Here is a 20,065-nt window from a genome sequence, read left to right as displayed (position 1 = left end):
AGGCGCTCATCATTCAGCTGGTGGTGCAGGCGTTTCGGCATCGGCCGCAAACAGGTCCAGTATGCGCCAGCCGCGCTCCTGGGCCAGGGCGCGCAGGCGCGGGTCGGGGTTGGTGGCCACCGGGTGGTTCACCTTCTCCAGCAGGGGCACGTCGTTCATCGAGTCGCTGTAGAACGTGCTTTCGACGTCTCCCCAGGCCAGTTGCCGCTCGGCCAGCCATTGTTCCATGCGGCGCACCTTGCCTTCGCGCATGGTGGGAATGCCGTCGATCTCGCCGGTGTACCAGCCGCTGGCGTCGCGCACCAGTTGCACGGCCAGCAGTTGCGACACGCCCAGCGCCTGCGCGATGGGCGTGGTCACAAATTCGTTCGTGGCAGTGACGATCAGCACCTCGTCGCCTGCAGCCTGGTGCTGGCGGATGAGGTGGAGCGCCCGGGGTTTGATGGCCGGGGTGATGACCTCGCGCATGAACTGCTGGTGCGCGGCCGCCGCCGCCTCGGGCCCGCGCAGGCGCACCGCCTCGGTCGCAAAAAGCACGTAGTCGTGCACATCGAGCGTGCCAGCCTGGTAGTGGGCGTAGAACTCGTCGTTGCGGCGCGCGAACTCCACGGGGTCGTTCCAGCCGATGCGGATGGTGAATTCACCCCACTCGTAGTCAGAGTCGAGCGGCAGCAGCGTGTGGTCCAGGTCAAACAGCGCAAGCCGCAAGCGGCGGGGTTCAGAAGTCATTCAGGTTCACACGTAAAAAAAGACGTGGGGGCACGGCGTTATTCCGATTCCAACATTGTCTTGAGCAAGGGAATCGTGATGGCGCGCTGGGTGCGCAAGGCAAAGGCATCCAGCTGGTCCAAGAGCTGCATGAGGCTGCCCAGGTCGCGCGAGAAGCGGTTGAGCATGTAGTCCATAACTTCATCGCCCAGGAACACGCCGCGTGCGTCGGCCTCCTGGCGCAGCACGGCGCGGCGCTCGGCCTCGCCCAGCAGCTGCAGCTGGAACACGTGGCCCCAGCCCAGGCGGCTGCGCAGGTCGTCGCGCAAGGGCAGGTCTGCCGGGGGCAGGTTGCCAGCAGCCAGCACCCAGCGCTGGCTGCCGCTGGCGGGGCTGATGGCGTTAACAAACCAATTGAAGGCCGTGGCCTGCTGGGCGGTGCTGTACAGGTGCACGTCGTCCATGAGCACGGCTGCCCAGTTTTCGTCGAAATCAGGGGGTTCGGCGACGGCCGGGTCGAGCCAGCCTACGCTGGAGCCCTGCTCGCGCAGGGCCTGGCGCACGGCCTGGAGCAAATGGGTCTTGCCACTGCCGGGCTCGCCCCACAGGTAGGTGGGCACGGGGGAGCGGGTGGCCTCGCTGCTGCCCTCGCCGGCGGCCAGGCGCAGATGTTGCAGGGCGGCTTCATTGGGGCCTGCATAAAACCGGGCCAGCGTGGGCCCTGTGGCCAGGCCGATGTCCAGTGCCAGTTGCTTCATCATGGCTGCCGCCCACAGGCACGCAGGCAGAGGGTTGGGGCATGAAACAGCATGGGCTTGAAGGACAAAACAGGGCGGTGTGAAGGGGTGAGCGGGTGGCACTGGGTGCGCAACCCGTAAAATCTGGGCAAATTTTAGTCTGCTGCGCACGCTGTTCCGTGCCGTCCCTGCCTTGAGCACCCCTATGAGCACCTCTGCCACCTCCCCCACCCCCCTGTCCTACAAAGACGCTGGCGTTGACATCGACGCGGGCGATGCCCTGGTCGAACGCATCAAACCCCTGGCCAAGAAGACCATGCGCGAAGGTGTGCTGGCGGGTATTGGCGGCTTTGGCGCGCTGTTCGAAGTGCCCAAGCGCTACAAGGAGCCGGTGCTGGTCTCCGGCACCGACGGCGTGGGCACCAAGCTCAAGCTGGCGTTTGAATGGAACATGCACGACACCGTGGGCATCGACCTGGTGGCCATGAGCGTGAACGACGTGCTGGTGCAAGGCGCCGAGCCCCTGTTCTTCCTGGACTACTTCGCCTGCGGCAAGCTCGATGTGGACACGGCTGCGGCCGTGGTGGGCGGCATCGCCAAGGGTTGCGAACTGAGCGGCTGCGCGCTGATCGGCGGCGAAACGGCCGAAATGCCCGGCATGTACCCTGCCGGTGAATACGATCTGGCCGGCTTTGCCGTGGGCGCGGTCGAAAAGTCCAAGATCCTGACCGGCAAGGACGTCAAGCCCGGCGACGTGGTGCTGGGTCTGGCCAGCCATGGTGTGCATTCCAACGGTTTCAGCCTGGTGCGCAAGTGCATCGACCGCGCCGAAGCCGCTGGCACCCTGCCCGCCACGCTGGACGGCAAGCCCTTCAAGCAGGCCATCATGGAACCCACCCGCCTGTACGTGAAGAACGTGCTGGCTGCGCTGGCGGTCCATCCGATCAAGGCCCTGGCCCACATCACCGGTGGCGGCCTGCTGGAGAACATCCCCCGCGTGCTGCCCGAAGGCACGGCCGCCCATCTGACCAAGGGCAGCTGGCCCCAGACCGAGCTGTTTGCCTGGCTGCAAAAGACCGCCGGCATCGACGACATCGAGATGAACCGCACCTTCAACAACGGCATTGGCATGGTGGTGGTGGTGGATGCCGCCAACGCTGAGGCCACAGCCGCCACACTGCGTGCTGCGGGCGAGCAGGTGTACACGATTGGCACGATCGCTGCGCGCGCCGAAGGCGCCGCCGTGGTGGTGGCCTGATCGCCCCCGCCCGCGTTCATTCAACCCCACCGCACACGACCAGTTTCAGCGCATGGCGCAGCGCCCCCCTTCTGCCCCCGTCGCCCCCGCACCGCCCGAGCCCACCACGCTGCCACCGCGCGCCCTGACCCGGGGTGTTGTGGTGGCCAGCTACCTGCTGGTGGCGGCCGTGCTGCTGCTGGTGATGTGGCGCGGCCTGCTGCCGGGCCTGTTGTGCGTGTGCCTGGGCTTTCTGCTCACGCGGGCCCTCACGCGCTGGTTTGCGCAGGGCCTGGGACGGGTGCAGCGCCAGTCCACACCTTCCGCCCGCAGCCTGCGGGTGGCGCAGGTGGTGGCGGCAGGTCTGGTCATGCTGCTGCCGCTGGCGCTGCTGGCCGCCGGACTGACGCACTCGCGGGGTTATCTGGTCGATGCCCCGCAGCAATACCGTGAGCTGCTCAACTACATGGCGCGCACGGTGCTGGAGCTGCGGCTGAAGCTGCCTGCCGACATGGCGGCCCACCTGCCCGAGGGCGCGGCTGAAATCCAGCGCATCATCGCCAACTACCTGGGCGCCAAGGCTGGCGCGCTGGCCATGGCCGGGCGCGCCTGGCTGGCCGGGCTGCTGTTTGCCTATGTGGGCCTGCTCATCGGCGCGCTGGCGGCCGTGCGCCCACCAGCCCTCGCGCGCGGCCCGCTGGCCCAGCAGCTCAAGCTGCGCATCACACTGTTTGGCGAGGCGTTCCGGCAGATCGTGGCCGCGCAGTTCTGGATTGCGGCGTTCAACACCCTGCTCACCGCGCTGTTCCTGCTGTTTGTGCTGCCGCTGTGGAATCTGGAGCTGCCCTACACGCCCGTGCTGATCACGTTCACGTTCATTGCCGGGCTCGTGCCCATCGTGGGCAACCTGGTGTGCAACGTGGTGATCACCATCGTGGGGCTGTCGGTGTCGCCGCTGGCGGCGGCCGCCTGCCTGGGCTTTCTGATCCTGATCCACAAGGCCGAATACGTGATCAACGCCAAGGTGGTGGGCCGCCGCACGCAGATGGGCGTGTGGGAGCTGCTGAGCGTGATGTTCGTGGCCGAGGCCGTGTTTGGCCCCGCCGGGCTGGTGGCGGCCCCGCTGTTTTATGCCTACCTCAAGAAGGAACTGGTGGCAGCGCGGCTGGTGTAGCCGGCCATGGATGCTGCCACCGGCAGCATCAAACACCACATTCACTACAAATTTAATAGCTGCTCGCGCTTGACAGATAAGCGCTAGAGCCTATTTTTATTCATTTTTTTGCAAACTGCCGCGCCACAAAGGCCCACACCAGGGCGGAGGCATCCGGCCCAGCCGGGTCGCTGAACGGCAATTGCGCCACGCCGCCGCTCCAGGCGTGGGCCAGCCCCGCCACTTCGCGCAGTGCCACCACGGTGCGGCCCCGGGTCTTGAATTCGGTCACCCGCATGGCATGGCGCTGGCCACGCTGCAGGGTGCGCAAGGCTCCGGCCCGCGCGCCCAGCGCGTCCGCCCACAGCAGGGCCGTGGCCGCCGCGTTACGCACCGAGACCACACCATCGGCATCGCCATGCAGCACCAGCAGGGGCGGCAGCGGCAGCGCGGAAGGGGTTGCGCCCTGGTTGAGGGAGACACCCAGGGGCTCTGGCAGGTGCGCAGCGCGCCGCCCGTGCATGGCAGCCAGCGCCGTGGCGGCCGATTCAGCCGTGCCAGGTGCCACCCCGGAATGCATGGCCACGGCACAGAACCGCTGGGGATAGAGCGCGGCCATCAGCACGGCCATGCTGGCACCGGCCGACAAGCCCGCCACGGCCACACGGGCCAGGTCCACCGGGTAGCGGCGCGCCACCTTGTCCATCGCAGCCAGCAGCGTGGCTGCCTCGGCCTGGGCCTTGCCGTTGCGGCGCTCAAACCAGTTCCAGCAACCATGGGCGTTGGCCATGCGCTCCTGCTCGGGGTACAGCACCAGAAAACGCTCGCGCGCGGCCAGCCGGTTCATGCGCGTGGCGGCAGCCAGATCGCCCCCCGTCTGGCCGCAGCCATGCAGCATGACCAGCAAGGGCAGTTTCTCGTCTGCTTTCAGCGCCAGCCCTGGCGGGATGTAGAGGTGGTAGCGCCGCGCGCCCGCAGGCCCGGGTGCAACGCCACCGACCCACTCTCCGCGAGCGGGCACGGGCTTGCTGGCCGCGCGCCGGGCTGGCACGGCTGGCGCAGGCACCACCCGGCGCGGCGCAGCCGGGGCCTTGGCGCGCACAGGGCGCGCCGCCCGGGCAAAGGCCTTCAGGTTGCGCTGGTAGGCCCGCGTCAGCGCTGACAGGGAAAACAAGCGGGAGCGTCTGGCCATGGCAAGGAGTTGTGTAGTGGGTGGGCTGTAGAGGTCAAAAATTTAGGGGAAACCCTAATCACCATAACAGCTTATGCGGCTCACCGCGCAAAACTATCAATTTGATAGCTACAAAACATTACCCATACAGCGATTTTCGCTTTTTCCAGACAACCCCATGGACCGCTTGCTCACCATTCCCTGCGAAACCTCGCCAAGAACTCCACCGATGGCGTAAATTGATCGAAACCTGTCCCGTCTGGCGCGGACTCCACGCCTTAGCGCAATAAAAATAAAGGCTTCAAACCATCCATCGAAAGAAGCACACCATGAAGACATGTCTGATTGTGATTGACGTCCAGGAGTCCTTTCGCCACCGCCCTTACTTCACCACGCACGACCTGCCCGCCTATCTGCAGGCCCAGAACGCCCTGATCGAAGGCTGCGTGGCGCGCGGCGTGCCGGTGGTGCGGGTGTTCCACAGCGAAGGCCCCGAAGTGCCAGAGAATGCGTTTTCGCAGGTGTCAGGCGAGGTGCGCGCACTCGATGGCTTGGCGCCCTTCGAGGCGGCCGCCACCTTCACCAAGTCGCGCCACAGCGCGCTGGTGGGCACGGGACTGGACGTGTGGCTGACGCGCCATGGCATCCAGCGCCTCATCATCAGCGGCATCCGCACCGAACAATGCTGCGAAACCACCACGCGCCACGCCTCGGATCTGGGCTGGGAGGTGGACTACGTGACCGACGCCACCTTGACCTGGGACATGGTGCAGCCCGACGGCCAGACGCTGGCAGCCGCCGACATCAAGACCCGCACCGCCACGGTGCTGCAGGGCCGCTTTGCCACCCTGCGCACCGTGCGGGAAGCCCTGGACGCCCTGGAAGCGGCCGCAGCCTGACCGCCGGAGAACACCATGCGCGCCACTGTCTGCGAATTGCCCTATCAACCAGACCAGCTCGAAGCCGCCTGGGCCGCGCTGTGCGCCCACACCCACAGCGCGCAATCCGAGCTGGTGCTGCTGCCCGAGTTCGCCTTTGTCGAGCCGGTGTGGGAATCGCTCCCCGCCGATCCTGCACGCTGGGGCGCCGCCGTCGCACTCAGCGACACCTGGGCGACCCGCCTGCCCGAGCTGGGCGCCGACTGGGTGGTGGGCGCGCGCCCGGTCACTGCGGGCGGGCAGCGCCTGAACGAAGGCTTTCTCTGGTCCGCGCAGACCGGCTACGCGCCCCTGCGGCGCAAGTTTCACCTGCCCGATGAACCGGGTGGCTGGGAGGCCCAGTGGTTTGAGCGCGGTGATGCAGCATTTCCCCGTTTCAACGCCGGGCCGCTGGCCTTCGGCCTGAATATTTGCACCGAACTCTGGGCGCTGGACACCTATGCCCACTATGCGGCGCTGGGCGGGCTGCAGGCCATCCTGTCGCCGCGCGCCACAGCGGCCGCCACCACCGACAAATGGCTGGCCGTGGGCACCGTTGCGGCCGTGCGCACTGGCGCTTACAGCCTGTCGTCCAACCGCGCGGACCACACCGCAGGCACCTATGGCGGCGCAGGCTGGGTCATCAGCCCCGATGGCGCCCCGCTCGCCCGCACCACGGCAGAACAACCCTTTTGCACCGTCGATATCGACCTGAAGGCCACAACGACTGCGCACGGCACCTATCCGCGTTATGTGTTTGCCCACCACCCTCCCCGCACCACACCATGACCACGCCATCTGCCATCGAACCCCCAAAGCCCCTGCAAGTCGCCATCCTCGTTTTTGACGAGGTGGAAGCCCTGGACCTGGGCGGCCCCTACGAAGTGTTCACCACCGCCATGCGCATGGCGCAGCGCCTGCAGCCTGGCGCACCCACGCCCTTTGCCGTGCAGTGCGTGGCCCGCAGCCTGGCCCCCGTACAGGCCCGCGCTGGCCTGCGCGTACTGCCGGACGCGGACTTCACCAGCGCCACCGCGCCCGATGTGCTCATCGTGCCCGGCGGCGTGGTGGACGCCGCCGCAGCCTGCGCAGACACCCGTGCCTGGGTGGCACAGGCGGCGCATGGCGCGCAGATCACTGCCTCGGTGTGCACGGGTGCGTTCATCCTGGCGGCCGCTGGCGTACTCACCGAAGGGCCCGCGACCACCCACTGGGAGGACATTGCCGACCTGCGCGCGCAGTTTCCCGCGCTGGATGTGCGGGAAAATGTGCGCTGGGTAGACCGGGGGGCGCTGGTCACGTCGGCTGGCATCAGCGCCGGCATTGACATGAGCCTGCACCTGGTCACCCGGCTGGCGGGCGCAGCACTTGCGGAGCGCACCGCCCGCCAGATGGACACCCCGTGGAACAGGGAGCCATAAACCCCTTGGGAGCGGCCCCGTTTTCAAGAACTTGTCATGCAGGACACAACACATTCCCCCATCCACGTGTACTTCGCACTGCTGCCTGGCAGCCTGGTGCTGGACTGGGCGGGCCCCGCAGAGGCGCTGCGGATTGCCAACCAGACCCTGGTCGCCCTGGGCCAACCAGAGCGCTTTGTGCAGCACTTCGTGAGCCCCACGCCCGAGTCGATGTCGTCCGTGGGGGTCGCTGTCACCGGGCTGGCGCCGCTGCCTGACACACTGCCCAGCCCCGCGTGGGTGGTGCTGGTGGGCCTGGCAGGCCACCACATCGACGTGAGCGGCGCCGAAGCCCAGGCGCTGCTGCACTGGCTGCGGGGACTGCGCCCGGTGGCGGGGCAGCTGGAGCTGGTCACCGTGTGCGCGGGCGCGGTGCTGGCCGCCCATGCAGGGCTGCTGACCGGCCGGCGCGCCACCACGCACCACCTGCACCTGGACGAGCTGGCCCTGGTAGACCCACGCTGCGACGTGGCCGCCAACCGCGTGTTCGTGGCCGATGGCCCCATCTACACCAGCGCAGGCGTGACCACCGGCATCGACCTGCTGCTCCACCGCATCTCCGACATCTGCGGCCCCACAGTGGCGGTGCAGGTGGCGCAGGCCATGGTGATCGGGCTGCGCCGGGGGCCGGACGACCCGCAGTTCTCGCCGTTTCTGCACCACCGCAACCACATGCACCCCGCACTGCACCGCGTGCAGGACGCCGTGGGCCAGCAACCGCAGGCCGACTGGAGCGTGCCGCAGATGGCCGAGGTGGCACATACCTCGCCGCGCCACCTCACGCGGCTGTTTCTGGAACATGCAGGCATCGCCCCGCTGCAGTACCTGCGGCGCATCCGCCTGGCCACGGCCGAGGCCGCGCTGCGGTCTGGCCAGAACGTGACGCAGGCGGCACTGATGGCGGGGTTCAGCTCCGACACCCAGCTGCGCCGGGCCTGGCACCAGTTCGGGCGCGGAGGCACGCCGTCGCAGGGTACGGGCCGGGCGCGCGCGCACTGAACTGCGGGCACCGGCCCGCTTCGCAGCCTCGGCCACGGCCCCAAAAGACACCCGCCGCGACGGCACAGACACTGCCATGAAAAAGCCATCGCGCCGATGAGAATGAACGTCTGCAGGCCCCGCGCCCGCAGCAGACTCTGGACACCCTGCCCGAGGAGCGCTTTGACCGGGTCACGGTTTTTGCGGCGCACCAATTCAAAGGCCCGGCCCAGCCTTAGAAATCTGCAGCACGTGAATCCGAAGTTTGAATTTCCGCAATTCGACCGTTCTCAGGAACTGGAGGATGCAGCGGCATCCGCTCGAATGACCACACCAATCACGCCCTGGCCTACTGCGCCACAAACCCGCTGGTCTTGATGATGCGCGTCCAAGCCTCGGTGTAGGCCGCCTGGCGGGTGGCCAGCTGCTGCGGTGTCATGTAGCCCACCGTGAGGCCCATGGCCGTCAGGTGCTCGCGCACATCCGGCATCGCCACCACCTTGGACAGGGCGATGGAGAACTCGGTGATGAACTTCTGCGGTGTGCCGGTGGGGGCGTAGATGCCGTAGTACGGCAGGTCTTCAAAGCCCTTGAGGCCCATTTCGTCGAACGTGGGCACATCGGGCATGGCGGCCTGGCGCTTGGTGCCGAGCACGCCCACCACGCGCACCTTGCCCGCCTTGTGGTTCTCGATGAAATCCTGCACCGAGGCGACGCCTGCACCGATCTGGTTGCCCAGCATGTCGGCCATCATGGGCGCGCTGCCCCGGTAGGGGGCGGACACCAGGTCGATCTGGTATTTCTGCCCGATCAGCTTGACCAGGAATTCGGGGGTGGAAGCTGGCGCCGGGATACCCACGGCCCCCTTGCCCTGGCCCGCCGTGCGCACCCAGTTGACGTAGTCGCCGAACGACTTGGCGGGCGTGCCGCCCGAGACGGCGAATGCATTCACAAAGGTGGCAAAGCCACCGACGGGAACGAAGTCGCGCACCGGGTCGAAGCCAGCGTTCTTGACCACCTGGGGCAGGATGGAGATGGTGTGGTCGTGCGTGATGAACAGCGTGGTCCCATCGGGCACTGCGGCTTTGAGCGCCTGGGCCGCAATCTGGCCCCCGGCGCCAGGGCGGTTTTCCACCACCACTGGCACGCCCAGTTCGTCCTTGAGCTTCTCGGACAAGGTGCGCGCAATGGCGTCCGAACCACCGCCGGGCGGGAACCCCACCAGCAGGCGAATGGGCTTGGCCGACTGCGCCGACGCGAGCCCCACGGTCAGCGCAGCCCCCAGAAAGGCGCTGGTGCGCAAAAGACGGGACAACAGGCTGCGGCGGGATGGGGTCATGGCAAAAGCTCCAAAAGGATGTGCAATGGGCACCGCAAAAATCAGGCCAGGCGTACCCGGTGGCGCGCAAGCTGTGCACGCACCTGGGCCGGGGCCGTACCTCCCAGCGTATTGCGGGCATTGAGCGAGCCACGCAGGCTCAGGCACTCGTACACATCCTTCTCGATGGCGGGGTGAAAGCCCTGCAGCACCGTCAAAGGCAGCTCCGACAGGTCGCACGCGTGCGAGGTGGCCGCCTTCACTGCATGGGCCACGGTTTCGTGCGCGTCGCGGAAGGGCAGGCCCTTTTTCACCAGATAGTCGGCCAGGTCGGTGGCCGTGGCGTAGCCCTTGAGGGCGGCCTGCTCCATGGCCTGGGCGTTCACGGTGATGCCGCCTTCTTTTTGGCCCGTGGCGGGGTTCAGCTGGCCGCCCACCATCTCGGCAAAGATGCGCAGCGTGTCCTTGAGCGTGTCCACCGTGTCGAACAGCGGCTCCTTGTCTTCTTGGTTGTCCTTGTTGTAGGCCAGGGGCTGGCCCTTCATCAGGGTGATGAGGCCCATGAGGTGGCCCACCACGCGGCCGGTCTTGCCGCGCGCCAGTTCCGGCACGTCGGGGTTCTTCTTCTGCGGCATGATGGAAGAGCCGGTGGTGAAGCGGTCGGCGATCTTGATGAAGCCGAAGTTCTGGCTCATCCAGATGATGAGTTCTTCGCTCAAGCGGCTCACGTGCACCATGCACAGGCTGGCGGCGGCGGTGAATTCGATGGCGAAGTCGCGGTCGCTCACGGCGTCCAGGCTGTTCTGGCACACGCCCTCCATGCCCAGAGTTTTTGCGACGCGCTCGCGGTCCAGCGGGTAGGTGGTGCCGGCCAGGGCCGCGCTGCCCAGGGGCAGCACGTTGGTGCGGCGGCGCACGTCGGCCATGCGCTCTGCGTCGCGCTTGAACATTTCCACATAGGCGAGCATGTGGTGGCCAAAGCTCACCGGCTGAGCCACTTGCAGGTGGGTGAAGCCGGGCAGGATCACCTCGACGTTCTGCTCGGCCACATCCACCAGCGACACCTGCAGCTCTTTGAGCAGGTCGCCGATCAAATCAATCTCGCCGCGCAGCCACAAGCGCACGTCCGTGGCCACCTGGTCATTGCGGCTGCGGCCGGTGTGCAGGCGCTTGCCGGCATCACCCACCAGCTGGGTCAGGCGGGCTTCGATGTTCAGGTGCACGTCTTCGAGGTCGAGCTTCCACTCGAACGCACCGGACTCGATTTCCGAAGTGATCTGTGCCATGCCACGCTGGATGGAGGCGTGGTCGGAGGCAGAGATGATGCCCTGCGCGGCGAGCATCTCGGCATGTGCCAGGCTGCCTGCAATATCGGCCTGCCACAGGCGCTTGTCGAAGAACACGCTGGAGGTGTAGCGCTTGACCAGGTCGCTCATGGGCTCGGAAAACAACGCCGACCAGGCCTGGGCCTTGGTGTCGAGCTGGTTATGGGACGGCGCAGAGTCAGCGCTGGTGGCTTGGGCTTTGGACATAAGGAGGGCAATAATCCGGAGGTTCAGACACCCGGACAACCCGGGCGCCGCAATGCAAAACACGCAAATTTTATCGACCCAGCCCCCGCTGCCCGATTCTGGCCCGCCAGAAAGGTCTGCGCGCAGCGTGCGGGCGGCCGCTGGCGCCGGGCCGGGCGGCCAGCCGCCGCGCGGGCGGGCCCTGGTGTTTGACGCCTGCCAGGTGGGCGTGGTGCTGCGGGCCGTGCTGTTCGTGGAGCTGGTGGTGGGCGTGGGCGCGATGTATGGGGCGGGCAACCCTGTGGAATGGCTGGCCACCCTGGCACTGCTGACGGGCGGTGCGCTGCCCGCCACGCTGCTGTGGCTGGTCACGGCCTGCAGCCTCAAGACCGTGCTGCAGCGCCTGACCACCGTGCAGCAATACCTGGCGGGCGTGCTGCTGGGTGCCCTGGCCGGGGCCTATGCATGCGGCATGCTGGCGCTGGTGGCACAACCCACCTCGGCGCCCTGGCTGGCCAGCGCCGCCACAGGTGCGCTGCTGGCAGCCATGCTGGTGGCCGCGCTGGTGCTGCGCGCGCGGGGCCGCACGCCCGCAGCCACCACGGCGCGCCTGACGGAGCTGCAGTCACGCATCCGCCCCCATTTTCTTTTCAACACGCTCAACAGCGCCATCGCGCTGGTGCGCGAAGAACCGGCCAAGGCCGAATCGCTGCTGGAAGACCTGTCCGACCTGTTTCGGGTCGCCCTCATCGAGCAGGGTGAATCGACCACGCTGGCCGAAGAAATCACGCTCGCGCGCCGCTACCTGGGCATCGAAGAGGTGCGCTTTGGCAAACGCCTGCAGGTGCAGTGGAACCTGGACCCCCGCACCGACGGCGCCCGCCTGCCTCCGCTGCTGCTGCAGCCCCTGGTGGAGAACGCCGTCAAACACGGCGTGGAGCCCAGCGACCGGGGTGGCAAGCTCCGCGTGCTGACCGAGCTGCGCGGCAGCCGTGTGGTGGTGCGCATCACCAACACCCTTCCCCCCAAGGAAGGCAAGAACGGCCATGGCAATGGCGAAGACACCGCGCCCCGGGGCCACGGCATTGCGCTGGCCAATGTACGTGCGCGGCTGGCGCTGCTGCACGATGTGCAGGGCGAGTTCACCGCTGGCGTGCAGGACGGCCTCTACCAGGTGCGCATTACCCTGCCCGCCCCCCAGCCCCGCGCCCGGGATGGGCGCAGCACAGCACCGCCCGCGCGCCGCAGTTCTGGCAACCCCGGCAACCGCCATGGCAGCCGCGCGGCGCCGTTGCAGCGCCGCATCGTGGACAGCCCCAACGACAACAACAGCCCCTTGAGAGACCATGAACATCCTGATCGTTGACGATGAAGCCCTTGCGCGCAGCCGCCTGCGGACCCTGCTGGCCGATTGCGCCCAGGCCCAGCCCGCTCAGCGCATGACGGTGGCCGAGGCCTCCAACGCGAGCGAAACCATGGCGCTGCTGGGGCCCACGGGCGGACGGGGTTTTGACCTGGTGCTGCTCGACATCCACATGCCCGGCCAGGACGGCCTGGCCCTGGCCCACACACTGCAGACCCTGCCCCAGCCCCCGGCGGTGGTGTTTGTGACGGCCCACGCCGACCACGCCGTGAGCGCGTTCGAGCTGGACGCCACCGACTACCTGACCAAGCCCGTGCGCCGCGAACGCTTGCAGCAGGCACTGGCCAAGGCGCAGCGCAGCGCACGCCCTTCCGCACCCGCCCAGGCGCCCAGCCTGCCCGAAGGCGAAACCCTGCTGATCCAGGACCGGGGCCGCACCGAACGCCTGCCCCTGGCCGAGGTGCTGTACTTCAAGGCCGAGCAGAAGTACGTGACCGTGCGCACCACCACCCGCAGCTACATCATGGACGGCTCGCTCAGCGAGATAGAAACCAAGTTCGCCCCGCGCTTCCTGCGCATCCACCGCAATGCGCTCGTGGCCCGCCGCGCCGTACGCGCACTGGAGAAACACTACGACCCCGAAGAAGGCGAAGGCTGGGCGGTGCGGCTGCAGGGATCCACCGAATTGCTGGCGGTCTCCCGCCGGCAAGTCGCGGCTGTGCGAGAGGAGTTGGCGCGCTGATTTTGGCCGCTAGCGCTTGATAGAAAAGCGCAGAAAGCTATCAATTTAATAGCAATTCTTCAATACACCTCGGGCACGTACATGCTTGCGGGCACCGGCTGACGCAGGTATTCGGGGTTGCGCACCCGCTCGGGCAGCACCACGGTCGGGTGGGGCACGTCCTGGTAGGGCAGTTGCGACAGCAGGTGGGCGATGCAATTGAGGCGGGCCTTTTTCTTGTCCACCGCCTGCACGACCCACCAAGGCGCCTCGGGGATGTGGGTGCGCTCCAGCATCGTCTCTTTGGCCTTCGTGTAGGCCTCCCAGCGCACGCGGCTTTCCAGGTCCATGGGGCTGAGCTTCCACTGCTTGAGTGGGTCGTGGATGCGGCCCAGAAAGCGCAGATGCTGCTCTTCGTCGGTGATGGAGAACCAGTATTTGACGAGAGTGATGCCCGAGCGCACGAGCATCTTTTCAAACTCAGGCACGGTGCGGAAGAACTCTTCGTATTCGTCGTCGCTGCAAAAGCCCATCACCCGCTCGACGCCCGCACGGTTGTACCAGCTGCGGTCAAACAGCACCATCTCGCCGGCCGCAGGCAGGTGCGCCACATAGCGCTGGAAGTACCACTGGGTGCGCTCGCGGTCGTTGGGCGCAGGCAGTGCCGCCACACGGGCCACGCGCGGGTTCAGACGCTGGGTGATGCGCTTGATCACGCCGCCCTTGCCGGCTGCATCACGTCCCTCGAACAGGATCACCACCTTCTGGCGGCTGTGCTGCACCCAGTCCTGCAGCTTGACGAGTTCGCCCTGCAGCTGGAACAGATCCTTGAAATACTGCTGGCGCGCCAGGCGGTCGGTGGGCTGCGGCGCGCCGATGTCGTCCACATTGCGGTCCTCGATCTCCAGCTCCAGCTCTTCGTCGTAGCTGTCGATGAGGTCGTTGGCGATGCGCTGCATCAGCTCCTGGGTGTCAAGGGTGTTGCTGTGGAACATGGTGCCGTCCGGCGGTGCAAAAAAAGATGGCGCCATGGTGGTACCGCAAGGTGACAGGACCGTGACACGGGGGTGATCTGTCACGGCCATGTCATGTGCAGCAGCCAGGATGCACGCCCGTGCCCTCCGCTCCCCCCGCCCCTCACCGCCCCAACGCTGCGCCTGCAGGCAACAGCCTGAACTATGGGGGTGATGCCGCCGGGCTCATCTGCGGCTACCTGCTCGCCGCAAACACCGCGCCGCGCGAGGTCGATACCATGCTGGCGGCGCAGTGGCTGGCAAGCATTCCATCAGGAGCCGCACCGCAAGGGCAGTTCCTGTGGCTGCATTTCAACCTCAGCCACGCGCAGGCCGTGCGCTGGATGGAGCGGCATGCCGATCTGCCCGAAGCCTTTTTTGACGCGCTCAAGGACCGTTCTGTGTCCACCCGCATCGAGCGCGACGACGACACGCTGATCGCGGTGCTCAACGACGCGCACTTTGACTTTGCGTTCGAGCCCTCGGACATCGCCACCCTGTGGACCAGCGTGGCGCCGCACCTGATGGTGACTGGGCGCACACGCCCGTTGCGGTCGGTGGACGCACTGCGCACCGCCGTGCGCAGCGGCAATGCGCCCTGCTCCAGCGTGGCCCTGCTGGCCGAGCTGATGCGCACGCAGGCCTCGGGCCTGGTGGACATCGTGCGCGGCGTGACGCAGCGCATCGACGACGTGGAAGACGCGCTGCTGGCCGGGCGCCTGGACCACAAACGCGCACGCCTGGGTGTGCTGCGGCGGCTGCTGGTGCGGCTGCAGCGGCTGCTGGCGCCCGAACCTGCTGCATTGTTCCGCCTGCTGCAGCATCCCCCGGCCTGGATGGGCTCGGACGATGCGCAGGAGCTGCGCGACTCCACGGAAGAGTTCTCGGTGGTGCTGCGCGACATGCAGGGACTGCAAGAGCGCATCAAGCTGCTGCAGGAAGAGATCGCAGCCAGCGTGCAGGAAGCCAACAGCCGCAGCCTCTTTGTGCTGACGGTGGTGACCGTGCTGGCCCTGCCCATCAACATCCTGGCTGGCCTGTTCGGCATGAACGTGGGCGGCGTGCCGCTGGCCGACAACGAGCATGGCTTCTGGATCATCGTGGCCGTGGTGGCGGCCTTTACTGCGGTAGCGGGCTGGCTGGCGCTGCGGGGCACGCGAGACCCGTAGTGCCCAGGGCGGCGCCCTGGCCAAGGACTCTTGTCGGGGCCTCTACAATCGCGCCCCTTCCCCGCTCCCGATTGCCTGCCCTGCCATGAACATCGTCGTCAACGAAGAACTCAAAGCCTATATCGAACCCCTGACCCCCGACGAACACGAGGCGCTGGAGCGCAGCATCCTGGCCGAAGGCTGCCGCGACGCGCTGGTGCTGTGGGGCGATGTGCTGGTGGACGGCCACAACCGCTATGGCATCTGCCAGAAACATGGCCTGCCGTTCCAGACGGTACAGAACCCGCGCTTTCAGTCGATGGAAGACGTGCACCTGTGGATGATCGACCAGCACCTGGGGCGCCGCAGCGTATCGGATTTCCAGCGCGGTGTACTGGCGCTGCGCAAGCGCGAGATCATGGCCGACCGCAAGGCCCGCGCAACGACGGCCGCAGACACCGAAGCGGCCACCACCCCTGACACCCCCGAAGCTGCGGCCGCCCTGCCCGCACCCTCGCCCCTGGACAGCCGCGAAGCCATTGCCAAGGCCGCGCGCCTGAGCAGCAGCCAGGTGGTGATGATCGAAAAAATCCAGAAGCAGGCCGCACCGGAACTGGTGGCGGCCGTGAAGTCCGGCACCATCTCCATCAATGCGGCAGCGGCTGTGGCCACCCTTCCGGCCGAAGAGCAAGTGGCGGCGGTGGTGGCAGGCAAGGACGAACTCAAGCAGGCCGCCAAGCGCGTGCGCGAACTCAACAAGCGCAAGCCACGCGAAGAAGCGCCATCGGACGAAAGCCCTGCGGCCAAGGACGCCAGCCCGGGCACCGAAGCGGGCGCCGATGAACTGCAGGCCCTGCGGGCCCGCGTGGCAGAACTGACGGCAGAGAACACCGAGCTGCGTCGGCAGGTGGCGCAATTGCAGGCGGCACTGCCAGAAGGCAGCGCGCCGTTCTGAGCGTCAGCCGTTGGCGTTGCGCAGCGCGCTCAGCCGGTCAGCGATCAGGTCGATGTCGAGCCCGTCTTCGGCGTGGGCCAGGTAGGCTTCCAGATCGGCCATCGCTTCGAGGGTGTTGCCCCGCTCGGCATGGGCCAGCCCCCGATCGCGCCGCTCGCCCCAGGCGTCAGGCAGCAGCACGATGAGCCGGTCGAGCACGGTGATCAAGCGCTGCCAGTCGTGCTGCGTGCGGTGCACCTCTTTCAGATTGCGCAGCATGCGCGCAATGATGTCGCGCGGTGTGGCCGCCTGCAGGTACAGGCCCAGCGGCACGTCGTAGTCGTCCACCAGGCCGTTGCGGCGCTTGTAAGGCTCCAGCCGTTCGGCAAGCTCTTCGCGGCTGAGCGACTGGCCCGAGATCGGGTCCAGCACCACCTGTCCTTTGGGCAGCAGCACCTTGACCATGAAGTGCCCGGGGAATGCAATGCCCCGGGCGTGCAGGCCCAGGCCCTGGGCCAGCTCCATCCACAACACGGCCAGGCTGATGGGGATGCCCCGGCGCGTTCGCAGCACGGCGTTGAGATAGCTGTTTTCGGGGTCGTAGTAGTTATTGATGTTGCCGCCAAAGCCCAGGTCGACAAAGAAAAACTGGTTGAGCGTGCGCAGGCGCTGCAGCGCAGGTGCGTCGGCAGGCAGGCGGCGCTTGATGCGCGCAAGCAACTGATCCATGTCGCCCAGCAGTTGCTGCATGTCGAGCTCAGGGTATTCGTCCTGCGCCAGGCTGGCCGCTGCCTCCAGCAGCGGGAAGTGATCATCGCTTTGCACCAGCGATGCAAAGTACTCCAGCGAGGTGGGTACGGAATAGCTCAGTGACATGGTGGTGTTGTAAGTGCCGGGGCGGGCGGCGTCAAGCGACAGAAAGCCCTTCTTGACAGGGCATTTGTGGCCTTCGGTGAAATCAGCGCCGCAACAGCTGGCGCAGTTTGAGCCCGGCTGCCCACAGCGCGCCAAAGTACAGCACGGCAGCAGCAGCCATGAGCGCCGCCAGCAACCCTATCCGCTGCGGGGTTTGCCCCCTCATTTCCACCCAGTCGAAATGCTGCGCACCCCATACCAGCAGCACGGCCAGCAAGGCGCTCGCAGCGATCACCTGCAGGGCGAACTTGCCCCACCCCGGCAGGGGCCGGTAGCTGCCGCGCCGCAGCAGACCGATCAACAGCCAACCGGCATTGATGAGCGCCCCAATGCCGATGGTCAACGTCAGGGCCGCATGCTGCAGGTAACGCACCAGCACCAGGTTCATCAACTGGGTCAGCACCAGCACCGCCACCGCAATGAGCATGGGGGTGCGCATGTCGTGTTTGGCATAGAAGCCCGGCGCCAGCACCTTGATGGCCACAATGCCCACCAGGCCCACACCGTAACCCGTGAGGGCCAGGGTGGTTTGGCGCACGTCCTGGTCGCCAAAGGCCCCATAGTGGTACAGCACCGCCACCAGCGGCTCTGAAAAGACCAGCAAGGCCACCATGCAGGGCACGGACAACAGCACCACCAAGCGCAGCCCCCAGTCAAGCATGGCCGAGTACTGGTCGTCGTCTTGCTTGGCGCGGGCGCTGGCCAGTTGCGGCATCAGTACCACACCCAGCGCCACGCCCAGCAGCGCGGTCGGCAGCTCCATCAGGCGGTCTGCGTAGGTGATCCAGCTCACGCTGCCTGTGGGCAGGTGCGAGGCAATCTGCGTATTGATCAGCAGGGATATCTGCGCCACGCTCACCCCCAGCAGCGCGGGCAGCATCAGCCGTGCCACTTTGCGCGTGGTGGGGTCGGACCAGGCGGCACGAATGGCCGCCCAGCGCACCCCAATGCGCGGCAGCAACCCCAGGCGCACCAGCGCAGGCACCTGGATGGCCAGTTGCAGCAAGCCACCCAGCATCACCCCCGCCGCCTGGGCGTAAATGGGCTCGATGCCATGGCGGGAAAACCAGGGTGCGCCCACCGTGATGGACAGGATCAGTGCGATGTTGAGCAGCACCGGCGACGCCGCCGGCACTGCAAACTTCTTCCAAGTATTGAGAATGCCCCCCGCCAGCGCCACCAGCGACATGAAGCCGATGTACGGGAACATCCAGCGCGTCATGGTGACGGCGGCGTCAAAGCCCTGGGGCGACTGCTTGAGCCCGCTGGCCATGCCCCACACCATCCAGGGGGCGCCCAGCACGCCAGCAATACACAGCAGCACCAGCGTCCATGCCAGCAAGGTGCCCACATGGTCGATCAGCGCGCGGGCACTCTCTTCGCCCTCCTGGGCACGGGTGGCGGACAGCACCGGGACAAAAGCCTGGCTGAAGGCGCCCTCGCCCAGCACCCGCCGGAACAGATTGGGGATACGAAATGCCACATTGAAGGCGTCCGTCATGGCACTAACCCCAAAGACGGAAGCCATGAGAAGCTCTCGCACCAGCCCGGTGATGCGGGAGGCAAGGGTCAAAAGGGAAACGGTGGAGGCGGCTTTGAACAGTGACACGGGCGGGAGTGTATTCCCCCTGAGCCGCTTCGCGCCTTCCCCCAGAGGGGGACGCACCCTGTGGCCTGGCAGAGCCGGTTCCAGGGGTACGCTAGCGATGGCGCTACGCCGGTGTTGAACACCATGGCGATGAACAAACAGCCTTGGGCTATAATCGCGGGCTTTGCTGGCATCATCCACAGACCCAAGGAACTAAATCATGGCATCCGCTAAACCCAAGAAAAAGAACCCGCGCCTGGCGTCGGGCCGCAAGCGCGTCCGTCAGGACATCAAGCTCAACGCTGCGAATACCTCGCTGCGCTCCAAATACCGTACCGCTGTCAAGAACGTCGAAAAGGCTGTTCTGGCTGGCGACAAGACCAAGGCGACCGAACTGTTCGCCAAGATGCAAGCCGTGGTGGACACCGTGGCTGACAAGGGCATCTTCCACAAGAACAAGGCTGCTCGCGACAAGAGCCGTCTGTCTGCCAAGGTGAAAGCCCTGGCACTGGCAGCCGCCTAAACCAACCCCTCCGCCTGCCCCGGCAGGCAAACAGCCCGAACGGCATGTGCCGTTCGCCGTTTGTAACGGGTGCGCTGCCAGCAAAAGAAAAACGAATTAAACCGCCTTCGGGCGGTTTTTTCGTTTCTGGACGGGAAGGAAGGGCCGAGCCAAAAGAGCCGGACGCGTGAGGGCCCCGCTTTGCGGCAGCCCATGCTGAAATCCGTGAGAGAGCCAGCGCAAAGGCCGAAAAAGACACCCCTGGCCCGCAAGCGGTCAGGCCACAAGCCGGCTCAGAGCTTGGAGGACGGGGGGTCGGGCAGCAGGCAGGCTTCAGCCACCTGCAGATTGTTGTCGCGCGCGAAATTGATGACAAAGTCCCAGGCCATGGGCTCGTGGCCCTGCAGGTCGCGGTGCACCACCACACATTTCACGCCATTGAGCGTGGTGGGAATGCACCAGGGCGAGTAGCTCAGATGGCTGCCAGGGCGCGCTCCGCCGGGGCGGAAACTACTCATCACCCCGGCCAGCCGCTCGGCCCAGTCGCTGGGCCGAAAGGTTTTCCCATCGTGGGTGATGCCCTGAATGAAAACTTCTTTGGAGGAGGGGGAAACCATCGGGGATTGGAGTGGTAGTGAGCGCGCCAGACACAGGATCACTGCATGCTGCACCGCAGCGCGACATTCTAACT

General features: G+C 66.5%; 20 protein-coding genes. 11 read left to right on the top strand and 9 right to left on the bottom strand.

Annotated features, from left to right (window positions below; genetic code table 11):
* Nucleotides 1-9: 9 nt before the first annotated feature.
* Together ACT89O_RS07090 and hda are read right to left on the bottom strand one after the other, a co-directional pair.
* Nucleotides 10-729: a histidinol-phosphatase gene (locus ACT89O_RS07090; RefSeq protein WP_487262201.1), complete on the bottom strand. Its 720-nt coding sequence runs from the start codon at nucleotides 727-729 to the stop codon at nucleotides 10-12.
* Between the two features lie 38 nt (nucleotides 730-767).
* Nucleotides 768-1,466 (bottom strand): DnaA regulatory inactivator Hda, encoded by a 699-nt coding sequence (hda, locus tag ACT89O_RS07085; RefSeq protein WP_055395116.1) that lies wholly within the window; start codon nucleotides 1,464-1,466, stop codon nucleotides 768-770.
* A gap of 184 nt (nucleotides 1,467-1,650) precedes the next feature.
* Here hda and purM point away from each other — a divergent pair, with 184 nt between their 5' ends.
* Together purM and ACT89O_RS07075 are read left to right on the top strand one after the other, a co-directional pair.
* Nucleotides 1,651-2,703, top strand: a complete 1,053-nt coding sequence (gene purM, locus ACT89O_RS07080) for a phosphoribosylformylglycinamidine cyclo-ligase (RefSeq protein WP_436130531.1) — start codon at nucleotides 1,651-1,653, stop codon at nucleotides 2,701-2,703.
* A gap of 52 nt (nucleotides 2,704-2,755) precedes the next feature.
* Complete coding sequence (locus ACT89O_RS07075; RefSeq protein WP_121419276.1) at nucleotides 2,756-3,856, top strand: AI-2E family transporter; 1,101 nt, start codon at nucleotides 2,756-2,758, stop codon at nucleotides 3,854-3,856.
* A gap of 100 nt (nucleotides 3,857-3,956) precedes the next feature.
* On the opposite strand, the gene ACT89O_RS07070 is transcribed toward ACT89O_RS07075, so the two are convergent.
* Entirely contained in the window at nucleotides 3,957-5,027 is a 1,071-nt protein-coding gene (locus tag ACT89O_RS07070; RefSeq protein ID WP_487262200.1) for an extracellular catalytic domain type 1 short-chain-length polyhydroxyalkanoate depolymerase, read from the bottom strand.
* Nucleotides 5,028-5,335: 308 nt separating this feature from the next.
* Here ACT89O_RS07070 and ACT89O_RS07065 point away from each other — a divergent pair, with 308 nt between their 5' ends.
* From ACT89O_RS07065 to ACT89O_RS07050, 4 genes are read left to right on the top strand one after another with little or no spacing between them, the layout of a single operon-like run.
* Entirely contained in the window at nucleotides 5,336-5,905 is a 570-nt protein-coding gene (locus tag ACT89O_RS07065) for a cysteine hydrolase family protein (protein WP_487262199.1), read from the top strand.
* Nucleotides 5,906-5,920: 15 nt separating this feature from the next.
* Nucleotides 5,921-6,712, top strand: coding sequence for a carbon-nitrogen hydrolase family protein (locus tag ACT89O_RS07060; RefSeq protein ID WP_487262198.1), 792 nt, complete (start codon nucleotides 5,921-5,923; stop codon nucleotides 6,710-6,712).
* Nucleotides 6,709-7,344, top strand: a complete 636-nt coding sequence (locus tag ACT89O_RS07055; RefSeq protein ID WP_487262197.1) for a DJ-1/PfpI family protein — start codon at nucleotides 6,709-6,711, stop codon at nucleotides 7,342-7,344. Before ACT89O_RS07060 ends, ACT89O_RS07055 begins: the two co-directional genes overlap by 4 nt.
* A 36-nt stretch (nucleotides 7,345-7,380) precedes the next feature.
* Nucleotides 7,381-8,382 carry a GlxA family transcriptional regulator gene (locus ACT89O_RS07050; protein ID WP_487262196.1) on the top strand — a complete coding sequence of 334 codons (1,002 nt, stop codon included), beginning with the start codon at nucleotides 7,381-7,383 and terminating at the stop codon, nucleotides 8,380-8,382.
* A gap of 328 nt (nucleotides 8,383-8,710) precedes the next feature.
* Here ACT89O_RS07050 and ACT89O_RS07045 read toward each other — a convergent pair whose 3' ends face one another.
* Together ACT89O_RS07045 and argH are read right to left on the bottom strand one after the other, a co-directional pair.
* Nucleotides 8,711-9,700, bottom strand: coding sequence for a Bug family tripartite tricarboxylate transporter substrate binding protein (locus ACT89O_RS07045; RefSeq protein WP_121419270.1), 990 nt, complete (start codon nucleotides 9,698-9,700; stop codon nucleotides 8,711-8,713).
* 41 nt (nucleotides 9,701-9,741) lie between these two features.
* A complete protein-coding gene (gene argH / locus ACT89O_RS07040) occupies nucleotides 9,742-11,211 on the bottom strand; it encodes an argininosuccinate lyase (protein WP_487262195.1) in 1,470 nt (489 codons plus the stop codon).
* A 52-nt stretch (nucleotides 11,212-11,263) separates the two neighbouring features.
* On the opposite strand from argH, the gene ACT89O_RS07035 reads away from it, so the two are divergent.
* Both ACT89O_RS07035 and ACT89O_RS07030 read left to right on the top strand, forming a co-directional pair.
* Nucleotides 11,264-12,556 (top strand): sensor histidine kinase, encoded by a 1,293-nt coding sequence (locus tag ACT89O_RS07035; RefSeq protein ID WP_487262194.1) that lies wholly within the window; start codon nucleotides 11,264-11,266, stop codon nucleotides 12,554-12,556.
* Nucleotides 12,537-13,295: a LytR/AlgR family response regulator transcription factor gene (locus ACT89O_RS07030; protein WP_055394454.1), complete on the top strand. Its 759-nt coding sequence runs from the start codon at nucleotides 12,537-12,539 to the stop codon at nucleotides 13,293-13,295. Before ACT89O_RS07035 ends, ACT89O_RS07030 begins: the two co-directional genes overlap by 20 nt.
* A 59-nt stretch (nucleotides 13,296-13,354) precedes the next feature.
* Here ACT89O_RS07030 and ppk2 read toward each other — a convergent pair whose 3' ends face one another.
* A complete protein-coding gene (gene ppk2 / locus ACT89O_RS07025; protein WP_218299068.1) occupies nucleotides 13,355-14,269 on the bottom strand; it encodes a polyphosphate kinase 2 in 915 nt (304 codons plus the stop codon).
* Nucleotides 14,270-14,388: 119 nt separating this feature from the next.
* Here ppk2 and ACT89O_RS07020 point away from each other — a divergent pair, with 119 nt between their 5' ends.
* Both ACT89O_RS07020 and ACT89O_RS07015 read left to right on the top strand, forming a co-directional pair.
* The gene (locus tag ACT89O_RS07020) at nucleotides 14,389-15,456 is read left to right on the top strand and encodes a transporter (RefSeq protein WP_487262193.1); all 1,068 of its coding nucleotides are present in this window, start codon (nucleotides 14,389-14,391) and stop codon (nucleotides 15,454-15,456) included.
* Between the two features lie 85 nt (nucleotides 15,457-15,541).
* Nucleotides 15,542-16,390 (top strand): plasmid replication/partition related protein, encoded by an 849-nt coding sequence (locus tag ACT89O_RS07015; protein ID WP_487262192.1) that lies wholly within the window; start codon nucleotides 15,542-15,544, stop codon nucleotides 16,388-16,390.
* A 3-nt stretch (nucleotides 16,391-16,393) separates the two neighbouring features.
* On the opposite strand, the gene ACT89O_RS07010 is transcribed toward ACT89O_RS07015, so the two are convergent.
* A complete protein-coding gene (locus ACT89O_RS07010; protein WP_121422607.1) occupies nucleotides 16,394-17,245 on the bottom strand; it encodes a SirB1 family protein in 852 nt (283 codons plus the stop codon).
* A gap of 82 nt (nucleotides 17,246-17,327) precedes the next feature.
* A complete protein-coding gene (gene murJ / locus ACT89O_RS07005; protein ID WP_487262191.1) occupies nucleotides 17,328-18,893 on the bottom strand; it encodes a murein biosynthesis integral membrane protein MurJ in 1,566 nt (521 codons plus the stop codon).
* 199 nt (nucleotides 18,894-19,092) lie between these two features.
* On the opposite strand from murJ, the gene rpsT reads away from it, so the two are divergent.
* Nucleotides 19,093-19,395 (top strand): 30S ribosomal protein S20, encoded by a 303-nt coding sequence (gene rpsT / locus ACT89O_RS07000; RefSeq protein ID WP_008905691.1) that lies wholly within the window; start codon nucleotides 19,093-19,095, stop codon nucleotides 19,393-19,395.
* 272 nt (nucleotides 19,396-19,667) lie between these two features.
* On the opposite strand, the gene ACT89O_RS06995 is transcribed toward rpsT, so the two are convergent.
* Nucleotides 19,668-19,991, bottom strand: coding sequence for a DUF3579 domain-containing protein (locus tag ACT89O_RS06995; RefSeq protein ID WP_121507234.1), 324 nt, complete (start codon nucleotides 19,989-19,991; stop codon nucleotides 19,668-19,670).
* Between the last annotated feature and the right edge of the window lie 74 nt (nucleotides 19,992-20,065).

Source organism: Acidovorax sp. NN32 (genome assembly GCF_057597245.1).
The sequence above is the reverse complement of the archived record's forward strand: the minus strand, read 5'-3'. Positions and strand labels throughout refer to the sequence as shown.